We start from the raw sequence: 21911 nt of genomic DNA, 5'->3' as shown, positions 1-21911 counted from the left end.
TAATCGATTTTTTAGTAGTAAAAAAAGGTGCCGAAAAATAATTTTCCGGCACCGTAAAGATACTTAATTTATTGTTTGGATTTATCCGTAAACTTCCTTGACAAAGTTTTCATAGGTAACCTCCTTGGTCTTAAGGTTTCCTTTTTCCTTGTAAAGGTTCAACAGTTTTTGGCTCATTAGCTGTTCTGACAAGCGCCTAACTTCATCCTGATTTGACAAGACCCTCGTGGCGATATTGTCCAACTCCTCTTCCATTGGATTCAATTGGCCAAATTGTGCCATTTGGGACTTGATAAAACCTTTTGCAAATTCCTTCAACTCCTCAAATTGGACTTGGAGGTTGTTGTCCTTGATTATTTTTCCTTCTATCAATTGGTATCGCAGCCCCTTTTCCGACTTTTCATATTCTTCATTCGCTTCTTCCGGGGTCAGTTCCTTATCATCGTTCATTTGAATCCATTTGGTCAAAAATCCTGTTGGAAGCTCAAATTTGGTATTCTCTATGTAGTACTCCGTTACATCGTTCAGTAACTTTTGGTCTGCTTGTTGCTCAAATTGCTTTTCGGAATCCTCTGCGATACGCTCACGAAGTTCCTTTTCAGATTTAACCGAATCCTTTCCAAAAAGTTTATCGAATAGTTCCTGGTTCAATTCGGCGGGTTGCCTTTCATTGATTTCCGTTATGGTAAAGGAAACCTCCGTATCCAAACTATCCGCCTTATCCTTGCTGATACCTAAAACACTTGAAAGAAAATAATCCTCCGTAAAAAGTCCTTTGGTCTTTAAAGTGACGGTATCCCCAACTTTTTTTCCAATCAAACTATCGATGGCTTTTTTACTCTTGAGTCTGTCCATTTCCAAAAGTGCCTGATTGTCGATTCCTTCGGCTTCATTCTCAAACTTTCCGGCTACCTCGTCCTTTTTCCCAACCTCTTCCTTGCTTACAAGTTTTCCGTATTGTTTCTGGATTCGCTCCACCTGTTCTGAAATCATTTTTTTATCGGCAACGATTTTGTAATGGGTAATGGCCTTTTTGGTTTTTAAGGGAACTTCAAATTCTGGCGCCAGTCCCAATTCAAATTCAAAATCCAGTTCTTCTTGGTCCCAATCAAAATCATCCTTTTGTTTAGGCAAAGGATTTCCAAGAACATCCAGTTTTTCCTCCGTTAGGTATTTGTTCAAATTGTCCTGTAGCAATTTGTTCACTTCATCTACCAATACGGCCTTTCCGTATTGTTTTTTGATAAGCCCCATAGGTACCTGACCCTTTCTAAAACCGGGTATATTGGCCTGCTTCTTATAATTTTTTAGGATTGTGTCTACCTTATCTTGATAGTCTTCCTTGGTGATAGCTACCTTAACGACAGCGTTTAAGTTGTCTATCTGTTCTTTTGTAATGTTCATTCCTTCAGTATCTTCTTAATTGCTTAAATAAAACGGGAGGCAAAATTAGGCTATTTTCTTCTGTTCACCAAGTTTTTAAAGGGCTGAATTTCAAATAATAACTGCTATTTGTCTTCTTTGAGCAAGGAAAACAAAATGGACTGCAAAAAGGAAAGTAAGAGACTGAATAGTAGTGCCCACCAAAGTCCGTCAACGTTAAAACCGTCGATTAAATTATCGGCCAAAAGAATCAGGAGGGCATTTATAATCAATAGGAACAGTCCAAATGTAACAATGGTAACGGGTAGGGTGAGTATGACCAGTATCGGTTTCACCAAAAAGTTTAAAAGACTTAGGACTATGGCCACAATAATTGCGGTAACATAGGAGTCTATAGATACATGGGGTAGAAAATTGGCCAAAAGGATTACGGCCAGGGCGCTCAGCAGAATACGTAAGATAAGTTTCATAGTGTCTTGGTTTAGGTTCTTTTAAAGATAAAAAATAAAGTGATAGGAGGGAGTGCCCCCTAGCTGGGAATTATTCCAACTGTCTTAAAAAACGGAACGATTTTTCGAAAAATTGATCTGGGTTTTCTGCATGCAGCCAATGTCCCGCATCGTCGATTACCTCTATTTGGGCCTTGGGAAAGTGTCTTTTAATTTGAGCCGTATCGGCATCGGTTACGTATTCGGATTTGCTTCCCTTTAGGAAAAGTGTGGGGCCGTTGTAGCTCTCGGAACTGGAAATATTTTCACCTATCTCTTCCATCTTTTCGCTAAGCACCTCCAGGTTCATCCGGAGCTCAAAGGTGCCGTTTTTGGTTCTGTAAAGATTTTTGAGTAAAAATTGGCGTACCCCAAAATTCTTAAGGTGTTTTTTAAGCTGTTCGTCCGCATCGCCCCTAGTATTTATTAAGTCAAAATCCAATTGGGTAAGGGCGTTTATAATATCTTGGTGATGGGGCGGATAAAATCTTGGCGCAATATCCGCTACCAGCAACTTTTCAGTTTTCTGTGGATAGCTGCAGGCGAACTGCATGGCCGTTTTCCCGCCCATGGAATGTCCTATCAAAGCGGTCCTTTCTATGTTCTTATCGTTTAGGTAGCGTAACAGATCTTCGGCCAAAAGGTCATAGTTGAACTTCTCCGACCAAAAACTACGGCCATGGTTTCTTTGGTCGATTAGGTGCACCTCAAAACCATTGTCGGCATATTGATTTCCAAGTGTTTTCCAATTATCGGACATGCCCAGAAACCCATGTAAAATGCAGAGCGGTTTACCTTTTCCTATAATGTTGCTATATAATATTGGATTCATTTCAACTTGTTTAAGTACATGTTCACCACGTTTTCCAATCCTAAATAAATGGATTCGCAAATCAGGGCATGGCCAATGGAAACTTCCAATAGGCCGGGAATGTTTTGTGCAAAATATTGAATGTTATCCAAGCTGAGGTCATGGCCCGCATTTATGCCAAGGTCTAGTTCGTTCGCCTTTTTTGCGGTATCCACAAATGGGAGTATCGCTTTTTCCTTGTCAGTAAAATAGGCCGTAGCGTAACTTTCCGTATAAAGTTCTATTCTATCCGTACCTGTTTCCTTGGCACCGGCTACCATTTTGGGGTCTGGGTCCACAAATATCGAGGTGCGTATACCGGCATTTTTGAATTCGGCAATTACTTCTTTTAAGAAAACCCCGTGCTTTAAAGTATCCCAACCGGCATTAGAGGTAATGGCGTCCACGGCATCGGGAACAAGGGTCACCTGGTCAGGTTTCACCTCTAGAACAAGATCGACAAACTTTGGATTTGGGTTCCCCTCAATATTAAGTTCCGTCGTAACGATTTTTTTCAGGTCCCTGGCATCCTGATAACGGATATGGCGTTCATCCGGTCTGGGGTGGATGGTAATTCCTTGCGCTCCAAATCTTTCTATATCTGCAGATACTTGTAATAAATTAGGTACATTACCGCCCCTGGCGTTGCGCAGGGTGGCAATTTTATTTACGTTGACACTTAGTTTCGTCATATTGTCGATAATATATTAAAAGGAGCCCAAAAATACGAATAAGGCACGCCTTTTGATATTATTAATTGTTATTTTGCGTTATAAATTAGGCTATGAATATTCAACAATATATTATTTCCAATATTCCTGCATTTGATGTTCAAACTACCTGTGGTGAACTTATGGACTTTTTTAAGGAAAACACTTTTTCGCATATAGCGATTATTGAAAAGGATAGGTTTCTGGGGGTTTTTTCTGAAAATGACATGGATGTGGTTTCTGCCGATTCCACAATCGAGGAACACCGCTATGACCTGCAAGCTTTTTTTGTAAGGAAGGAAACCAGTTGGTTGGACGTTCTGGAAGTTTTTGCCCGAAACGAGGCGAATCTCGTCCCTATTTTGGATGAAGTGGAAAGGGTGGTCGGTTATTATGATTTGACCGATGTCGTTTCGGAATTTATAGAGACTCCATTTTTTACGGATCCCGGCAATATATTGGTAGTTGCCACGGGAATAAAGGATTATTCCTTTAGCGAAATCTCACAAATAGTTGAAAGTAACAATGCCCGACTCATTGGAGGTTTTATTACCGATATGCAAAATGACGTGGTGCAGGTCACCATTAAGATTAGTACGTCGAACTTTGACAAGGTCTTGCAGACCTTTAGGCGTTACAACTACCAAATAATCTTCGGGAATAGTGACGATCAATTTTTGGAAGATTTAAAAAATAGGTCGGACTATTTGGATAGGTACCTAAACGTCTAGTATGAAGGTCGCTGTTTACGGTCAAACATATCAGGACAATGCCATCGAATATTTAGAGGAGCTGTTGGACGAACTGGCGAAGGACAATTCTTCAGAAGTGTGCATTGAGGAGGAATTTTATCGGCTTTATAAATCAAAAAATGGTGCCGCTACCTTTCAGACCTTCACCACTTCGCATGGGTTGGACGCATCCTTTGATATGTTCGTTAGTTTTGGAGGGGATGGGACCATCCTGCGGGCCACTACATTTGTTAAGGACCTTGGGATTCCCATAGTAGGCGTCAATACAGGCCGGTTGGGCTTTTTGTCCACGTTTAAAAAGGAAGACGTACGGAAAGTGGTACAGGAATTTTTAAAGGGGGACTACACGATAGTGGAAAGGAGCCTTGTGCAGATCCATGCGAATGCCCTGGAGGCAGCATTTGGTGACCTGAATTTTGCCCTTAACGAGATAACCGTAAGTAGAAAGGATACCACCTCCATGATCACTGTGGAAACCTATTTAAACAATGAATTCCTTACCTCCTATTGGGCGGACGGACTAATCATTTCAACCCCCACGGGTTCAACGGGTTACTCCTTGAGCTGCGGAGGTCCGGTGATTGTGCCCACCGCAAAGTCCTTGGTCTTGACCCCAATAGCGCCCCATAACCTAAATGCAAGGCCCTTGGTAATTTCTGATGATACGGAAATAAGGCTGCGGGTTTCGGGAAGGGAGGAAAACCATCTTGTTTCGTTGGATTCCAGAATCGCTTCCCTAGAAAATGGACATGAAATTACCATCACCAAAGCTCCCTTCACCATAAAGATGATAGAGTACACATCAGAAAGTTTCCTAAAGACCCTTAGGAATAAATTATTATGGGGCGAAGACAGAAGAAATTGAACTTTCCCTTAAACAATATTTACCTCTAAAAACTGTTTACCTTGTGAGAAAGCCCCCTTGGGCTTGTACTCCAATGAAATGAACTCAACAAGGCTGTAAACGATTCTAAATATGATACGTAACGTATTCTTACTTGCATTTTTATGTATTTCCTTTGGCCTTAGCGCGCAGATGTATGAGGTTGGGGTTTTTGCGGGCGGTGCCAATATGATAGGTGATGTAGGAAGAACCAATTATATTTTGCCTTCCAATCTGGCCTTTGGGGGCGTTTTCAAATGGAACGTTAGCAAACGATATGCCTGGCGCGGAAGTCTTACCTACGGAAAGTTTACCGCAGACGATAATAAATCCAGTGACACCTCCAGACAGCAAAGGGGATATGTGGTGGATAATGCGGTATTGGAAGGCTCCGTGGGACTTGAATTTAATTTTGTAGATTATAATCTGCATAAATTAGGCCCCGCATTTACACCCTACCTATATACCGGAGTTACCTATTTTAGGTACGATTACGGTTATTTTAATGGGGGGGGTCTTCAAGATCTATCACAATCCGATGGTTCCTTTGCGATACCTATGACGGTAGGTTTTAAGTATCGTATCAACCAGTTTCTTATTTTTGGGGCGGAAATTGGTGCTAGATACACTTTTACGGATAATCTAGATGCCAGTAATCCAAAAGGTTCTAATTTTGAGGATTTCAAATTTGGAAATATTCTAAGCGATGATTGGTACGTATTCTCAGGGGTAACCTTAACGTATACTTTTGGAAGAAAGCCTTGCCAAGATTGCTTTCAATAAAAAACGATGGAAAGTAAAATAGAGGATATTGATGCACAGAATCTGCCACGTCACATGGCCATTATTATGGATGGAAATGGAAGATGGGCCAAGGAGCGTGGAAAGTTGAGGGTATTTGGTCATGAAAACGGTGTAAAAACGGTAAGGTCCACTGTGGAAAACTGTGTGAAGCTGGGCATTGAGTTTCTTACCTTATATACATTTTCTACCGAAAATTGGAACAGGCCCAAAATAGAGGTGGATACACTCATGAGATTATTGGTGTCCTCTTTACGAAAGGAGTTGGCAACATTCGCGGAGAATAACATTCGATTGAATACCATAGGTAACATTTCTGCCTTGCCCGATAAAGCCCGTGGCGAACTTTTGGAGGTGATGAAAAAGACCGAGCAACATACAGGAATGACACTAACCCTGGCCTTGAGTTATGGCTCAAGGGAAGAGCTACAATCCGCCATAAAATCAATAGCATTCAAAGTTAAAAATAATATAATTTCGCCAGAAAATATTGACGAAACCATTATTAATGACCATCTTTACACGCGAAATTTGCCAGACGTAGACTTGCTAATCCGAACGAGTGGAGAACATCGGATCAGCAATTTTTTATTATGGCAGATCGCGTATGCCGAATTATATTTTATTGATGTATTTTGGCCCGATTTTAATGAGCATCATTTGGTAGAGGCCATAAAAAATTACCAGAACAGAGAACGAAGATTTGGAAAAACTAGCGAACAACTCATCTAGGGATATGACCAGGTTCATGTCCGTGAACCACTTACTGACCATCCTACTCCTTTTTATCCTCACAAATACCTTTTCACAAGACTTGTCCTATGAAAATGGTCAAACCTATATCCTTGGTGGATTGGAGGTTACTGGATTGGAAAGTTACAATGAACAGACCGTTAAAACCTATACAGGCCTTAGAGTGGGGCAGCCAATCACGGTTCCTGGTGAAGAAATCAGCGAGGTCATCAATAAACTTTGGGGACTTGAGCTTTTTACTTCCATCGACTTCTATATTACCAACATTGAGGATAACAACATATTCCTTGAACTGAATATCATTGAGCGACCTACATTGACAGATGTTACTTTTAATGGTGTAAAACCAAGAAAGGTAGACGAGCTCAGGACCGATACGGATCTTAAAAAGGGTAAGAAGATTACGGAGAGTTTAATATCCAATACCAAAAATTATCTCACAAATAAATATAAAAAGCAAGGGTATTTAAACACCAAAGTAAATATCATAACCGCCGTAGATACTTCTGAAACCAATGCCAGAAAAATGGTGGTAAACGTCAATAAGGGCGATAAGGTAAAAATCAAGGATATCATTTTTGAAGGAAACGAAGAGCTTTCGGATAAAAAATTGAGAAAGGCCTTAAAAAGTACCAAACGAAAGAGATTGGGTCGTTTCTGGAAAAAGTCCAAATATATCAAGGACGATTATGAGGAGGATTTGGACTTATTGGTGGATAAATATGCCGAAAACGGATACCGGGATGCCAGGGTAATTTCCGATACCTTGGAAAGAGTGGACGAGAACAACATACTTCTAAAAATAAAGGTTGAGGAAGGGAACAAATATTATTTTGGCGATATTGATTTTGTGGGAAATACCGTTTATACGGATCGTCAATTGCAACAGGTTCTTGGTATCAAAAAGGGTGAGACCTATAACGGGGTGTTGTTACGTGAACGTATTGCGGACAATAGCAAACCGGAACCCTATGACGTTACCAGTCTGTATCAAAACAATGGATATCTGTTCTCCACCATCAATCCTGTAGAGGTATCTGCTGCCAACGATACCATAAATTTTGAAATCCGTATTATCGAAGGTAAGGAGACCTTTTTGGACCATGTGACCATCTCTGGAAACGATAAGACCAACGACCATGTAATTTTTAGGGAACTTCGTACACGGCCCGGACAAAAATACAACAAGTCGGATATCATTCGAAGTATTAGGGAATTGGGGCAACTTGGATTTTTTGATGCCGAACAGATAAAACCAGATGTGTTGAATGCCAATCCAAATGAGGGGACCGTGGATCTGGCCTGGAGTCTGGTCGAATCCGGTTCCAGTCAAATTGAATTGCAAGGTGGTTACGGTGGCGGTGGCTTCATTGGAACGTTGGGATTGTCATTCAATAATTTCTCCATTCAAAACCTATTCAAAGGGGAAGCATATAAGCCAGTGCCCATGGGCGACGGACAAACCTTTGCCCTACGTTTGCAGGCTAGCCGTACCTTTAGGGTGTATAGTTTAAACTTTTCCGAACCATGGATGGGCGGAAAAAAGCCGGTACGGTTTAACTTGAACGTATCAAGAACCCAACAGTTTGCAGCGTCTTTCGGGAATAGGGGTATTGATGTAAACAAGGACCAGCAGTTTTCCATAACGGGAGTGAGCCTGGGATTGGCCAAAAGGGTACAGTGGCCAGATGATTTCTTTACCATTTCCCATTCCTTAGGATACCAATTATATGACTTCCGAAATTATAATATTGGTTTGTTCAATTTTGGGAACGGGAAAGCCAATTCCATTGCCTATACCTTAGGTATCAATAGAAATGCTATGGAGGGTGGGCGTATATTTCCTAGGGGCGGATCCAATTTTGAAATTACGGCCAAGTTTACACCGCCCTATTCCCTTTTCAGTAATAAGGATTTTAGGGCCCTAAGGGAACGTAGTGGGGAATTACAACCTATCGTAAATCAGCAAAGGGCTCAAGGACTAAGAGATACTCAGGAAATTAGAGAACTAGAAGACGTAGATCAAGAGCGTTTCAGGTTGTTGGAATATTACAAAATCAAGTTTAAGGGAGATTGGTATACCACTTTGGTAGGTAGTGCGGACAAATCCTTGGTGTTGCGTACCAATGCAGAGTTTGGATTCTTGGGCAATTACAATAGTGATACCGGAGATGTGCCTTTTGAGCGTTTTTTCGTTGGTGGCGATGGTCTTAACAACTTTACCTTGGACGGAAGGGATATAGTGCAGTTAAGAGGATACGAAAACCAATCCTTAACTCCAATCGACCCCGTTTCCGGACAGCAGGAGGGCGGATTGATCTACAATAAATTCTCTATGGAGCTACGGTATCCGCTTACCTTAAAACCTTCGGCATCCATTTACGGACTTACCTTTTTGGAAGCAGGTAATTCCTTCAACAATTTTCAGCAGTTTAATCCGTTTCAATTAAAACGATCGGCCGGTGTGGGGCTACGCATCTTTATGCCAGCGTTTGGTTTATTGGGTATCGATTTTGGTTATGGGTTCGACGAGGACTTAAGGCCACAGTCCATAGGCAATGGTCCAAGCGGATGGCAGACGCACTTCATTATTGGTCAACAGTTCTAGATTTAAATTGGAATTTAAGAATCGGTCATCATGCTAAACCTTTCATTCTAAAAGTTTTAGTAATTTTGGCACGATATTTTCTATTAGATTAAACGATATCAAAAATGAAGTCAAAAGTAAAAGTTCTTTTATTTCTTGTGACCATTCTAACGGGATTGTATTCCATGGCCCAAAGAGGCGTTAGAATAGCCTATGTGGATATGGAATATATTCTGGAAAATGTGGAGGAATATAGGGACGCCAGTGAACAGCTCGATACCAAGGTCCAAAAATGGAAGGTTGAAATCGAGCAAAAGCAAAGTGTTGTGGAACAGATGAAGAAGGATTTAATGGCGGAAAAAGTGTTGTTGACCCCAGAACTCATTGAAGAGCGGGAAGAGGAAATCCAAATCCTTGAAAAGGAGATGATCGAATACCAGCAGGATAGATTTGGTCCGCAAGGCGATTTGGTGCTTCAGAAAAGAAGGTTGATACAGCCAATACAAGATCAAGTCTTTAATGAGGTGCAAAAATTGGGGGCGAATAAAAAATATGATTTTATTTTTGATAAATCTGCGGATGTTGTAATGTTGTACTCGGAAAAAAGGCACGATATTAGCGATTTGGTTCTCAGGGGAATTGCCAGGACCAGAAAGATAAGCAAGCCCAAGGAAGGAACGGACACTAGAAGCAGGTTGGAGGCTTTTGAAGGAGACGATGATATTGAGGCCGATGATGAGGAAGAAGTAGTCTCTGATGCGCTTCAGGAGCGTATAGATAGAGCCAAGGAGGCCCAAGCGGCCAGGGAAAAAACGGCTGCAGAAAAAAGGGAGGAGCAGCTCAAATTGCGTGAAGAGCGAAAGAAGGCCTACGAGGAAAGAAGAAAAAAACTGTTAGAAGAGCGGGAGGCCAAGAAAAAGGAAAATGAATCAGAAAGAAATAACGATAATCCGGGAAACGATTCCGACAATAACTAGAAATTAGAAACCATTAATTAATACTCAAATAAGAATTAAATTTTAACTCATGAAACAAGTAAAGAAAATTGCGGTTGCCTTAATGTTGTTCGTGGCGGCGACCAGTTTTGTAAATGCGCAGAGTAAAGTAGCTCATATAGATGTAACCCAGTTGCTGTCTGCCATGCCAGAGATGAAATCTGCTGAGGCGGAGCTTAAAAAACTTCAGGAAACCTATGGTGCCGATATCCAAGCCTCCATGACGGAATTGCGTAACAAGTATACCCAATACCAAAACGAAGCGGCATCCAAATCCAAGGAAGAGAATGAAAAAAGGGCGGTGGAGCTTCAAGGCATGGAGAAAACGGTAGGTGAGTTCCAACAAAATGCACAACAGGAAATCCAAAAGAAACAGGCTGAATTGTTCGCCCCTATTTCTGAAAAGGCCAAAGCGGCCATAGAAAGGGTTGCCGCGGCTCAAGGTATCGATTATGTTATCGACGCGCAGCCAGGTGGTGGATTAATCGTTGCTTCTGGAAAAGATTTATTGGCAGACGTTAAAAAAGAATTGGGTATTTAATCCCCAAAACAAATAGAAAATAAAAGGCCGTTCCAACTGGAATGGCTTTTTTTATGGAGTCAATTTTGATTTAATATTCTTCCAACGCAAACGGCGAATGAATTCTCCTTCTTCCGCCGTCACTAAAAATGATTCCCTTTTTGCGCACGCTTGCAGAAATCCTCTTAAATTGTCAAAAAAAGCACTGGGTCTTTTTGTTTTGAGGGCCATTTTTAGGGAGGCAATCAGCGTAATCCAGACGCCATACCGCATGGTATACATGGCTTTGCCCTGTAGCGATCTGGCTTTTTTGTTGTACGCCTTTCCTGTGGGTCTTAAATGTTTTACATGTAGGCTTTCGTCCGTATATATTTTGAACCCATGGTATTGCGCCAATAATTCGTCCACAGTGTCCCATCCCATGGCGTTTTTGAGTCCGCCAATTGCTTCAAAGCATTTTTTTGAATAGGCTTTAAATGCACCCCTTACATGTATTTTGTCCATCGGGTGGTTCAATTGCCATTTTCCTTGTTCGTCCTGCTCATAGGCAAAACCTCCTACGATACCTACCTTGGGCGTTTTATTGAAGATATTTGAAATTGATTCAAAATAATGTTTCGGCAAAACGATATCGGCATCGAGCTTTACAATAAAGTCGAAATTGGTATCCAATGACCCGAGTCCCTTATTAAAGGCATTTATGACCTTGCTACCTGGCATATGACTGCCAGAGGATTTGGTGTTGAGAAGTTCGACATAGGGTACGGTTGCTGCGAACTCCGCAACAATGGTTTCGGTCCCATCGTTTGAATGATCATTTACCACCACCACTTTCTTGGGGGGAAGGGTTTGTAGTATAACGGACTCCAAGGTCAAAGAAATAAAGGCTTCCTCGTTATGGGCCGGTATGATGACATAATATTCCACGAGTAGGTTTTAAGAACTTTTTTTTCGAACGGCGTAAACTATGTAGTATCGAGGTGTGAACAGTCTTAAAATGGGCCTAAGACCTATTTTTTTAACGGGGTGGGCCCATTTTTTCGAATCCTGGATTTCCCATCCAGCTTTCTCCAAAAGCCAATCGAATTGCCAATCCTCAAACTCGTGATAATGTCGGTCCCAAGGGTCGGTCTTACTTCTATAGGCCGGGGAAAACCAAAGTCTAAGGGGGACACTCGCAACCAAAGTATCGGCCTTTATTTTGGAAAGCGCGTTCAAGGGGGCCAAAAGGTGTTCAAAAATTTCAAAGGCGGTTGCTACGTTTGCATTGGAGTTTACAATGGACGAGAAATCCAAATCCAAATCTTCGCCCTTGGTGTTTTCTACTTGATAGCCTTCCTTTGACATAATCTTGGAAAAGGGGTTTTCCACACCCAAGTCTAAAATGGATTCGTTGGTAGGTACATGCTTTTTTAAAAATTCTAGGGTGTATCTAAAACGTTTGCTTGGAAAGGTGTTCTCGTACATTTCAAAGTTTATATACCATGGCGTTGATGTTCATTCCCGCACCAACACTTGCAAAGATAACAACATCGCCTTTTGTCAAGTTATGATTTTCAATTTTTCCCTTTAACAGGCAATCCAATAATGTTGGAATGGTTGCTACCGAGCTATTTCCAAACTCTCCAATCGTCATAGGCATGCAATGTTTTGGAACATCCATATGGTAAAGTGCATAAAACCTTGAGATGATGGCCTCGTCCATCTTTTCATTGGCTTGATGGATAAGAATTTTTTTTACCTCCGTAATATCTATGCCACTTTTCTCCAAACAGGCGGCCATTGCCTTGGGAACATGGGTTACGGCAAATTCATAAATCTTTCTCCCAAGCATTTTAATGTATCTCGTTTCCTCTTGTGTCTTATGGTAGCTTTTTCCGTAAAATAGGAAATAGGCCTCCTCATAGGTATATGACGCGCTATTATGTGCAAGGATGCCGTTACTGTCATTGGTAAGCTCAATGATGACCGCACCTGCACCATCGGCATATATCATGGAATCCCTATCATAGGGGTCTACTATTCTGGACAAGGTTTCCGCACCTATGACCAAGCATTTTTTTGCAATGCCACTTTTTATAAAGGCATGTCCCTGAATAACACCCTCTATCCAGCCTGGGCATCCAAATAGGATATCATAGGCAACGCATTTTGGATTCTTTATCCTAAGTTTGTTTTTGACTCGTGAGGCAAGACTAGGCAATGTGTCTCCTTGGGAACTGCCCCAGGAAACATCGCCAAAATTATGGGCAAGAATGATATAATCAATATCCTCCCTGTCTATGTTTGCATCCAATATTGCATTTTCAGCGGCGAAAAACGCGATATCCGATGTATTCAAATCCTTACCAACATATCGTCTTTCATTGATTCCGGTAATGGCTCTAAATTTTTCTATAATGACCTCATTGGTAGCTTGGAAAGGACTTCCGTCACTGTTCAGAAATTCCTGCTTGGAGAATGCTATATTCTTTACTTGGTTTTCGGGTATATAACTCCCTGTACCTATGATACTAACGCCCATTTATGTTATTGGATTTTTTTTAAAAGGTACTTCAAAACATAAAGCTTATTATGCGCGCATAATAAGCTTTACGATGTTCAGACCCCAAAAATCTTTAAATCACGAGGGGCATTAATTTTTGTTAAAACCTAAACCAGTCCTGTTTTGCTGGTTTTGGGCTACGTTTTTAGGCTTCTGCATAGGCTTCAATGGGAGCGCACGTGCAAATTAAATTACGGTCTCCATAAGCATCGTCCACCCTGCGGACCGCAGGCCAGAATTTGTTATCGCCAACATAGGGCAACGGAAATGCAGCCTGTTGTCTTGAATACGGAAAATCCCAAGTATCGCTTGTGACCATCCGCAGGGTATGTGGCGCATTTTTTAATACGTTGTTAGGATTGTCCTCCTGTGCAACATCGATTTCCTTACGAATGGAGAGCATGGCATCGCAAAAACGATCTAATTCCTCCAAACTTTCACTTTCGGTAGGTTCGATCATCAAAGTACCTGCCACCGGGAATGAAACCGTTGGCGCATGGAAACCATAATCCATAAGTCTTTTGGCAATATCCGTTACTTCGATACCATGTTGTTTAAAGGGTCTGCAATCGATGATCATCTCATGGGCGGCCCTTCCTTTTTCCCCCGTATAAAGAACATCATATTTTCCACTTAACCGATGTTTGATATAATTGGCATTGAGGATGGCAATTTTAGTGGAATTCGTCAATCCTTCTTGTCCCAACATTTTGATGTAGCCATAGGAAATAAGACAGGCCAGGGAACTGCCCCAAGGAGCCGCAGAGATGGCCGAAATGGCTTTTTCACCGCCTGTTTTGATGACCGGGTTGCCAGGTAAAAATGGGACCAATTGCGGGGCGACACATATTGGGCCTACTCCAGGTCCCCCGCCACCATGTGGAATGGCAAAAGTTTTGTGTAAATTAAGATGACAAACATCCGCACCTATGGTAGCAGGATTGGTCAATCCCACTTGTGCGTTCATGTTGGCCCCGTCCATGTAGACTTGACCTCCATGGTCATGAATCAATTTCGTTATTTTTCTTATGGAGGATTCGAACACCCCATGGGTAGAAGGATAGGTTACCATTAAGGCCGAAAGATTATCGGCCTGTGTTTTTACCTTTTCTTCCAAGTCCTCCACGTCAATATTGCCTTTATCGTCCGTTTTGGTCACAACCACCTTCATTCCCGCCATTACGGCGGAAGCAGGATTGGTTCCATGGGCGGAGGCAGGAATCAGGCAAATATCCCTATGTCCTTCACCATTGGCCTCATGATAGGCCCGTATGACCATTAAACCCGCATATTCCCCCTGGGCGCCGGAATTTGGCTGTAAGGAAGTACCCGCAAAGCCTGTAATGGTCGTCAAATCCTTCGCCAACTCCCTCAATACAATTTGATAGCCTTCTGCCTGTTCCACAGGTACGAACGGATGTATATTTCCCCAGTTGCCATTGCTAAGGGGCAACATTTCAGAGGCTGCGTTCAATTTCATGGTACAACTTCCCAAGGATATCATGCTATGGTTAAGGGACAGATCCTTGCGTTCCAATTTTTTGATATATCGCATCAGTTCCGTTTCGGAATGATAGCTATTGAATACCTTGTTTTCAAGATAGGAAGACGTTCTTTGGATATTTTGAGGAATGGACGAATGGTCCAAAAGTTGTGTGACTTGGGTCGTTTCCTTATCCATGGCCTCGGAGAAGATACCAATGATTTGGTTCAGGTCCTTTATGGAGGTCGCCTCGTTTACTGCAATAACAACGGAATCAGAACTAGGGTATAAAAGGTTCACCTCTTCGCGTTCCGCAATGGTGCGTATTATGTTGGCGCTTGCCTTTACTTGAACGGTATCGAAGTAGGCAGTATTGCTTTGATAATATCCAAGCTTTTCGAGGGAATCGGCCAAAGTAAATGCCGTGGTATGTACTTTTTGCGCGATATATTTTAGCCCTCTAGGACCATGATATACGGCATACATGCCGGCCATAACGGCCAATAGTACTTGTGCCGTGCAAATATTTGAGGTTGCCTTGTCCCTTTTTATATGTTGTTCCCTGGTTTGAAGGGCCATTCTCAAAGCAGGTCTATCGTCCCGATCCTTGGTTACCCCAATAATTCTTCCGGGAATATTTCGTTTGTATTCTTCGCGGGTGGCGAAAAACGCTGCATGGGGGCCACCATATCCTAGGGGGATACCGAATCTTTGCGTGGTGCCAACGACCACGTCCGCCCCAAATTCACCAGGAGGGGTCAGAAGGGCCAAGCTTAAAATATCCGCGGCAACCGCTATTTTAATATCCTTTTCCTTGGCCTTGAGCACGAAGCCCTTGTAGTCATGAACCTGACCGAATTTACCGGGATATTGAAGCAATGCACCGTAAAATGTATCGTCAAAAGTAAATTCCTCATGATTGCCAATGACCAATTTTATGCCCAAAGGATTGGCCCGGGTTTCCAATAGCGCCATTGTTTGCGGCAATACCTCTTCCGAAACAAAGAACTTTTTGACATCGTTTTTTTTCTGCTCCCTGGTTCTCACTTCAAAAAGCATTGTCATGGCCTCTGCCGCTGCCGTACTTTCATCCAAAAGGGACGCATTGGCGAGTTCCATGCCAGTTAGGTCTGAAATAACCGTTTGAAAGTTTAAAAGGGCTTCCAATCTACCTTGGGCAATTTCCGCTTGATAGGGCGTATAGGCGGTGTACCAACCAGGGTTTTCAAGGATATTCCTTTTAATGACGGACGGTGTTAGGCTCTCATGATATCCCAAGCCAATATAGGAACGAAAAACCTTGTTCTTTTTTGAAAGTTCCTCCAAATGGGCCAAAAATTTATGCTCGCTCATTGGAGCACCCAAATCCAACGTATTTTTAAGCCGAATATCATCGGGAATGGTTTCAAATATCAATTGATCCAAACTATCTACAGAAATAGTTTTGAGCATATGGTCAAGGTCCTCTTCTCGTATACCAATATGGCGGGATGCAAACACGTCAGTCTTCATGATTTGAAAAAATTAGTCGTGCAAAATTAGGGATTAATTATATCAAAAAACAGTTGTGTACCGGCTTCCTTAGGAAAGTTTTTAACCGAAAACCGGGGTTATAAACAGTTTGGGTACATTTGTTTTATGGGGAAACTTCAGCGCCTTTTTGATTTCTATATCAATGCAAGCATCCATGTTTCGTGGAGTGTATTTGCATTGACCCATGTTACCATCAAAACTTTCGATTTTCAAAAGGACGAACATTTGGCCTGGTTTCTTTTTTTTGGCACCATAGCTTGTTACAACTTTATAAAATACGGGGTGGAAGCCAAAAAGTATATAATAGTGGCGTCCCCATATCAAAAGAATATTCAGATAATTAGTTTTTTAGCCGCTCTCATTGGGAGTTATCATGCTTATTTCCTTAATAGTGATATTTGGTTGGGAATCCTTATCCTGATTTTTATAACAGGGCTCTATGCAATACCCGTCTTGCCAAATGCTAAAAACCTTCGGAATTTAGGAGGACTAAAAATTTTTATGGTAGCCATGGTCTGGGCCGGGGCAACGGTCGTGCTTCCGGCATTGGGTTCATTCAAATCCATTTCTTGGGATATTTGGGTGGAAACCATTCAACGATTTTTTTTCGTCCTAGCTTTGTTGGTTCCCTTTGAGATAAGGGACCTCGCGTATGATGATCCTGATCTCAGGACTCTTCCACAGCGGTTTGGGGTACTTTGGACAAAAATTATAGGGGCAATATTTGTGTTCCTTTTTTATACGGCAACGTTTATGAAGGATGATTTACAGGAAGCTGAACTCCTTGTAAAGACCCTACTTTTCCTAGGTCTTACAATAATGATGTTTTCATTTGGTAAAAAGCAGGGTAAATATTTCGCTTCTTTTTGGGTGGAAGCTATCCCGATAGCCTGGTATATTGTTCTCGCTCTGTGTCTCGAATTGTTTTAGGCATGCCTCCTGATACGCTCCTTCATTTTCTCCTTTTCCATTTTTGAAAAGGAATGAAGATTTGCCTTGCTGCAAAGGGAGGTAAGTTTTGTATTCTGCTTCGCGTAAGCAGCACATACCTTACAATAGATAAGATGGAATTTTAATTTAAGCCGTTCCACAAAGGTAGCCTCATTGTATTGAGCCTTTGTACAAATATCCGCCGCTTTTTCACAAGAGATCATGCGTTGAACCATTTTTGATTTAAACATTCCATTAAGGCCGTTCTGGCTCTATGAATCATTACCCACAGATTAGACGGGTTAATTCCCAATTCATTACAAATTTCTTCCGTAGGAATGCCTTGAATGGTCTTCATGGTAAATACCTGTGATTGTTTTTGGGGAAGCCTGTCGATACAAAGCTGTAGGGCAAGGCCCAGTTCTTCGTTTTCTATGGTTTCGCTTCCCAAATTACCATTGGGGTCCGCCACTTTTTCTTCTAGCCAATCCCCTTCGTTTTCATCATGGTAGCTAAAATTCATGCGGACCTCCGCCTTTCCCTTTTTGGAGTTGGATTTACGATAGTAGTCTATGACCTTACGTTTGAGGATCGCTATCAACCAAGTACGTTCAGCTGCTTCGCCTTTGTAGTTCTTGGCCGATTTTAAACCTGCCAAAAAGGTCTCCGAAACCAAATCTTTGGCGATTTCTACATCACTTACCTTGCCTATGGCGTAGTTGAATAGGTAATCGGCATACTGGTCTACCCAGGAATTAGGATGTAGTTGATTTTCTGCCATTGTTCATCGTTGTTGTAAAAGTAATAGAATTTTCCATTACGGCTTATATCCAGTATATATTTTACTTAAAATGGAAATTAATGTATTTTTGGTGCAAGGCATCTTAGCTTACAAATCCGTATTTATAAGTAATTTTTAGGGTCTGTTGCCAGTTCATTAAAAAATAAAACGTCATGAAGTATCCAATGATTTTACTCCTTTCCCTGCTTTTGAACCTATCCTGTGCCCAAACACAGACACCTACCTCAAGGCCCATTACCAGTGTATCTGCGGATGAGTTAAAAAATGTAGTCTTGTTGGATGTACGCACTCCAGAGGAATATGCCCAAGGCCATCTTGACAACTCTTTGAACATTAATTGGTTCGATACTGATTTTGCCCAACAGGTGGAGGGAATCGACAAGGATGAAATCATTTATGTGTATTGTAAGGTTGGTGGCAGGAGTGCCAAGGCGCAACAAAAATTACAATCCTTGGGGTATAAAAATGTAGTCAACCTTGAAGGTGGGTATGATGCTTACAAACAAAAAAAATAAAATGGGGTTGTGGGGGAGATATCAAAATCCCAATACTTGGTGTTTTTAAATCCTGGTCACTTCAAAGCCATTTATCCAATAGCTTCCAAGGGTAGCCAATGACTTTTGGACAAAGGATTGTCAATGTCTAAATGAGATGCATTCCTATTTTGATAGGTAGATTAAATTGGCCACGTATAGCTGGATATCTTCTGCGGCTAAACCAGCAGGGAATTCATTGTCGTACGCAAATCCCATGATGTCCTTTTCATCCTCCAAAAAGTCGTTATCCAAGGCGATGCTGGAACATAAAAAGCTTTTTTCAGCCTCACATTTATCGGAATGTCCAAAGCCGAGAACGTGTCCTAACTCGTGCTTGAACAGGACCGTTGCGGGGTTGGATATCCACAATCTGGCATTGCTAAGGACCGATGCATTGTTGGATGTCATTGCATATCCGGAATAGGTTCCCCCATTTATGATTTCGAACATATCGGGCCAAACTGTCTCAACATCAGACGTTTGTCCAAAGAACAGATGTGCATTGGACTCCTCCAAGGTTTCGACCAAGGATACGCTAAAATCACTATTTTGGAATATTTCATTGTATTCTCCTAAGGCTACTACCACATTGGACCTAAATTCATTGTTGAAATTTCCGTCCAGATAGAGTTTGATAGGTTCGGTCCATCGGCTTGAAAATTCCAAAGGTGTTCCATGGGTAGGGGCCTTCCAAAGGGTCAAATATTGAAAATAGTCAATGAATTCCTTTTCTGCGGCGGTAAGCAGTGCATACTCGTCAATATTGTTTATGGTGAGATCAAATGACTGCTCAACAATAGATTTTCCATCGAATACTGATACGGTGAACGGAAGGCTTTGAATTTCTTCAAAGTCCAATACCATCCCGGCCCCAATGGTAATTTCGCCGGTTACCTCGTTAATGTCCAGGCCATTTTGGGATTCCATGGTAAAGGTTAGCGTATCGCCATCCGCGTCCGTTGACGATACGGATCCTATGGAAGTTCCGGCAGGAGCATGTTCTTCAACGCTAAAGGATTTTAAAGTGATTGATGGCAAACTGTTGCCGTTTTCTTCTGGTGTGGTAGAGGAATCCTTGCTACATGAAGCTAAAAGTAAAATGGAAATAACAAAGCTGATTTTTTTCATCTGTGACCAATGGTTTGCGGTTTAAGCCCACAAAGTAGTCTCATCTTCCCGTACATAAAATTTTATGTGGTCAACCGTTTTAAAAATGTTGTGTATTGTTGCTTTTGAAAATTGTTAGGGCCTGATCTTCCAAAATATATTTATAGTAATCCGGCCCTCTCCAGAAGGGCCTCAACTTTGGGCTCCGCTCCCCGGAAACGCTTATAGAGGACCATAGGGTTTTCCGTTCCGCCCTTTGATAGGACATGCTCCCTAAATTTATTGGCCACTTCTTTATTGAAAATTCCTTGTTCCTTAAAGTAGGCAAACGCATCGGCATCGAGGACCTCGGCCCATTTGTAACTGTAGTAACCAGAGGAATATCCGCCTTGAAAGATGTGGGAGAACGATGTGCTCATGCAGGTCTCGGGCGTATCTGGATATAGTTTTGTGCCTTCAAAAGCCTCGTCCTCGTGTTTTTTTACATCGGTGATATTGCTAGGGTCTACTCCATGCCAGGACATATCCAACATACCGAAACTTAGTTGTCTCAAGGTCTGCATACCCTCCTGAAAGGTTGCGGATTCCTTTATTTTGGTAATCAGTTCCATGGGAATTACCTCCCCGGTTTCGTAATGTTTTGCAAATAACTCCAAAGCTTCTTTTTCATAGCACCAATTTTCCATTACCTGACTAGGCAGTTCCACAAAGTCCCAGTAGACGGAGGTTCCTGAAAGGCTAGGGTATTTGGTGTCCGCCAACATCCCGTGCAGACCATGTCCGAATTCATGGAACAAGGTCGTCACCTCATTGAACGTTAATAGGGAAGGTTTGCTTTTGGTGGAAGGTGTAAAGTTGCACACATTACTTATATGCGGACGCACATTTTCACCATTCTTTTTCCATTGGGATTTATAGGAGGTCATCCAAGCGCCACCACGTTTTCCGGGTCGTGGGTGGAAATCGGCATAGAAAAGGGAAATGAAGTTTCCGTCCCCATCGTACACCTTGTACGTTTTTACATCGTCATGGTATTTGTCGATATCGAATACCTCTTCAAAATTGAGGTCGAACAACTTTTCTGCAACCTTAAAAACACCGTCAATGACATTCTCCAGTTTGAAATAGGGCTTTAGCTTTTCGTCGTCCAAATCGAACAACTTTTGCTTCAGTTTTTCGGAATAATAACTGCCGTCCCATTTTTCCAAAACGGCTATACCATCAAGATTTTTGGCGAAATTCGCCAACTGTTGAAACTCCCTTTCCGCAGCGGGTTTGGCCTTTTCCAAAATTTCCCTTAGAAAATCGTGCACCTTTTCAGGACTTTCTGCCATTCGTTCCTCGAGGACAAAATGGGCATGGGTCTTATATCCCAAGACTTGAGCCCTTTCAAATCGTAAAGATGCTATCTTTAGAACGTATTCCTTGTTGTCAAGTGCATCATCATGAAAGGCCTTACTGCCAAAGGCAATGGAAAGCTCCTTTCGCAACTCCCTATTTTTGGCATATTTCATAAAAGGGATATAGCTTGGGTAATCCAGCGTAATCATCCAACCTCCCTCTTTTCCTTTTGTCAGTGCTAACTGGGCCGCGGCTTCCTTTTCACCTTCGGGTAGTCCTTCCAAATCCTTTTCATCCGTGAGGTACATTTGATATTTGTTGGTTTCCGCCAGGACATTTTCCCCAAATTTCAGTGTAAGCTTGGAAAGCTCGGCATCGATCTGCCGTAGTCTTTTTTTCTTTTCCTCTGGAAGGTTGGCGCCGTTCCGACTAAAATTTTTGTATTTTTTCTCCAATAAGGTCCTTTGTTCCACATCCAGGTCCAAGGAATCCATTTTTTGATATACATCCTTTATTCTTTTGAACAAGGCTTCGTTTAGGGTGATGTCGTTACCGAACTCAGACAATAGGGGTGATACCTCTTGTGCGATTTTCTGAATGGAATCGTTGGTTTCGGCAGAATTTAGATTAAAAAAAGTACTGGAAATACGATCCAATTGCTGTCCGGCAAATTCCAGGGCCTCAATGGTATTTTCAAAGGTAGGCTTCTCCGGATTATTCGTAATAGCACGTATTTCGGCCCGTGCATCCTCAATCGCTTGAAGAAAGGCCGGTTTAAAATGTTCGTTTTTTATTTTTGAGAAAGGGGCGGTATCGAAGGTTTCTAATAAGGGATTCATTCTTTGTTTTACTATTTTTTCAGTTTTCTTGATTTCACTGACGGAAAGTTTGTTTTTTACTAACAACTAACAA

At 41.8% G+C, this 21911-nt stretch carries 21 protein-coding genes; 9 read left to right on the top strand and 12 right to left on the bottom strand.

Annotation, left to right across the window (positions count from 1 at the left end):
* Nucleotides 1-81 precede the first annotated feature (81 nt).
* The 4 genes from tig to BFP75_RS15745 all read right to left on the bottom strand — a co-directional run bounded on the left by tig (nucleotide 82) and on the right by BFP75_RS15745 (nucleotide 3413).
* On the bottom strand, nucleotides 82-1404 hold the full coding sequence (gene tig / locus BFP75_RS15760; protein ID WP_099546321.1) for a trigger factor: 1323 nt from the start codon (nucleotides 1402-1404) through the stop codon (nucleotides 82-84).
* A gap of 104 nt (nucleotides 1405-1508) precedes the next feature.
* Nucleotides 1509-1853: a phage holin family protein gene (locus tag BFP75_RS15755; RefSeq protein WP_099546320.1), complete on the bottom strand. Its 345-nt coding sequence runs from the start codon at nucleotides 1851-1853 to the stop codon at nucleotides 1509-1511.
* Between the two features lie 70 nt (nucleotides 1854-1923).
* Entirely contained in the window at nucleotides 1924-2703 is a 780-nt protein-coding gene (locus BFP75_RS15750; protein ID WP_099546319.1) for an alpha/beta fold hydrolase, read from the bottom strand.
* Complete coding sequence (locus BFP75_RS15745; RefSeq protein WP_099546318.1) at nucleotides 2700-3413, bottom strand: pyridoxine 5'-phosphate synthase; 714 nt, start codon at nucleotides 3411-3413, stop codon at nucleotides 2700-2702. Before BFP75_RS15745 ends, BFP75_RS15750 begins: the two co-directional genes overlap by 4 nt.
* 92 nt (nucleotides 3414-3505) lie before the next feature.
* On the opposite strand from BFP75_RS15745, the gene BFP75_RS15740 reads away from it, so the two are divergent.
* From BFP75_RS15740 to BFP75_RS15710, 7 genes are all read left to right on the top strand, one after another.
* On the top strand, nucleotides 3506-4162 hold the full coding sequence (locus BFP75_RS15740) for a CBS domain-containing protein (protein ID WP_099546317.1): 657 nt from the start codon (nucleotides 3506-3508) through the stop codon (nucleotides 4160-4162).
* A 1-nt stretch (nucleotide 4163) separates the two neighbouring features.
* Nucleotides 4164-5048: an NAD kinase gene (locus BFP75_RS15735; RefSeq protein WP_099546316.1), complete on the top strand. Its 885-nt coding sequence runs from the start codon at nucleotides 4164-4166 to the stop codon at nucleotides 5046-5048.
* Between the two features lie 111 nt (nucleotides 5049-5159).
* The gene (locus tag BFP75_RS15730; RefSeq protein WP_099546315.1) at nucleotides 5160-5849 is read left to right on the top strand and encodes a DUF6089 family protein; all 690 of its coding nucleotides are present in this window, start codon (nucleotides 5160-5162) and stop codon (nucleotides 5847-5849) included.
* Nucleotides 5850-5855: 6 nt separating this feature from the next.
* Nucleotides 5856-6599: an isoprenyl transferase gene (locus tag BFP75_RS15725; RefSeq protein WP_099546314.1), complete on the top strand. Its 744-nt coding sequence runs from the start codon at nucleotides 5856-5858 to the stop codon at nucleotides 6597-6599.
* A gap of 4 nt (nucleotides 6600-6603) precedes the next feature.
* Nucleotides 6604-9228, top strand: a complete 2625-nt coding sequence (locus BFP75_RS15720; protein ID WP_099546313.1) for an outer membrane protein assembly factor — start codon at nucleotides 6604-6606, stop codon at nucleotides 9226-9228.
* Between the two features lie 104 nt (nucleotides 9229-9332).
* On the top strand, nucleotides 9333-10184 hold the full coding sequence (locus BFP75_RS15715; protein WP_099546312.1) for an OmpH family outer membrane protein: 852 nt from the start codon (nucleotides 9333-9335) through the stop codon (nucleotides 10182-10184).
* A gap of 49 nt (nucleotides 10185-10233) precedes the next feature.
* Nucleotides 10234-10743: an OmpH family outer membrane protein gene (locus BFP75_RS15710; protein WP_099546311.1), complete on the top strand. Its 510-nt coding sequence runs from the start codon at nucleotides 10234-10236 to the stop codon at nucleotides 10741-10743.
* A gap of 51 nt (nucleotides 10744-10794) precedes the next feature.
* Here BFP75_RS15710 and BFP75_RS15705 read toward each other — a convergent pair whose 3' ends face one another.
* The 4 genes from BFP75_RS15705 to gcvP form a co-directional block, all read right to left on the bottom strand.
* Nucleotides 10795-11649: a glycosyltransferase gene (locus tag BFP75_RS15705; RefSeq protein ID WP_099546310.1), complete on the bottom strand. Its 855-nt coding sequence runs from the start codon at nucleotides 11647-11649 to the stop codon at nucleotides 10795-10797.
* Between the two features lie 9 nt (nucleotides 11650-11658).
* The gene (locus tag BFP75_RS15700; RefSeq protein ID WP_099546309.1) at nucleotides 11659-12189 is read right to left on the bottom strand and encodes a methyltransferase; all 531 of its coding nucleotides are present in this window, start codon (nucleotides 12187-12189) and stop codon (nucleotides 11659-11661) included.
* A gap of 1 nt (nucleotide 12190) precedes the next feature.
* The gene (locus tag BFP75_RS15695) at nucleotides 12191-13246 is read right to left on the bottom strand and encodes a 3-oxoacyl-ACP synthase III family protein (RefSeq protein WP_099546308.1); all 1056 of its coding nucleotides are present in this window, start codon (nucleotides 13244-13246) and stop codon (nucleotides 12191-12193) included.
* Nucleotides 13247-13412: 166 nt separating this feature from the next.
* A complete protein-coding gene (gcvP, locus tag BFP75_RS15690; protein ID WP_099546307.1) occupies nucleotides 13413-16262 on the bottom strand; it encodes an aminomethyl-transferring glycine dehydrogenase in 2850 nt (949 codons plus the stop codon).
* A 126-nt stretch (nucleotides 16263-16388) separates the two neighbouring features.
* Here gcvP and BFP75_RS15685 point away from each other — a divergent pair, with 126 nt between their 5' ends.
* A complete protein-coding gene (locus tag BFP75_RS15685; protein WP_099546306.1) occupies nucleotides 16389-17213 on the top strand; it encodes a hypothetical protein in 825 nt (274 codons plus the stop codon).
* Here BFP75_RS15685 and BFP75_RS15680 read toward each other — a convergent pair.
* Complete coding sequence (locus BFP75_RS15680; RefSeq protein ID WP_240531810.1) at nucleotides 17210-17464, bottom strand: hypothetical protein; 255 nt, start codon at nucleotides 17462-17464, stop codon at nucleotides 17210-17212. The genes BFP75_RS15685 and BFP75_RS15680 overlap by 4 nt on opposite strands.
* A complete protein-coding gene (locus BFP75_RS15675; RefSeq protein WP_099546304.1) occupies nucleotides 17434-17994 on the bottom strand; it encodes a sigma-70 family RNA polymerase sigma factor in 561 nt (186 codons plus the stop codon). The genes BFP75_RS15680 and BFP75_RS15675 overlap by 31 nt, the downstream gene beginning before the upstream one ends.
* A 173-nt stretch (nucleotides 17995-18167) precedes the next feature.
* Here BFP75_RS15675 and BFP75_RS15670 point away from each other — a divergent pair, with 173 nt between their 5' ends.
* Nucleotides 18168-18530, top strand: a complete 363-nt coding sequence (locus BFP75_RS15670) for a rhodanese-like domain-containing protein (protein WP_099546303.1) — start codon at nucleotides 18168-18170, stop codon at nucleotides 18528-18530.
* A gap of 144 nt (nucleotides 18531-18674) precedes the next feature.
* Here the strand turns inward: BFP75_RS15670 and BFP75_RS15665 are convergent, their stop codons facing one another.
* Together BFP75_RS15665 and BFP75_RS15660 are read right to left on the bottom strand one after the other, a co-directional pair.
* The gene (locus tag BFP75_RS15665) at nucleotides 18675-19679 is read right to left on the bottom strand and encodes a hypothetical protein (RefSeq protein WP_099546302.1); all 1005 of its coding nucleotides are present in this window, start codon (nucleotides 19677-19679) and stop codon (nucleotides 18675-18677) included.
* 140 nt (nucleotides 19680-19819) lie between these two features.
* On the bottom strand, nucleotides 19820-21838 hold the full coding sequence (locus tag BFP75_RS15660) for a M3 family metallopeptidase (RefSeq protein ID WP_099546350.1): 2019 nt from the start codon (nucleotides 21836-21838) through the stop codon (nucleotides 19820-19822).
* Nucleotides 21839-21911 lie beyond the last annotated feature (73 nt).

It is taken from the genome of Maribacter sp. 4G9 (assembly GCF_002742265.1).
GTDB lineage: Bacteria > Bacteroidota > Bacteroidia > Flavobacteriales > Flavobacteriaceae > Maribacter.
The sequence above is the reverse complement of the archived record's forward strand: the minus strand, read 5'-3'. Positions and strand labels throughout refer to the sequence as shown.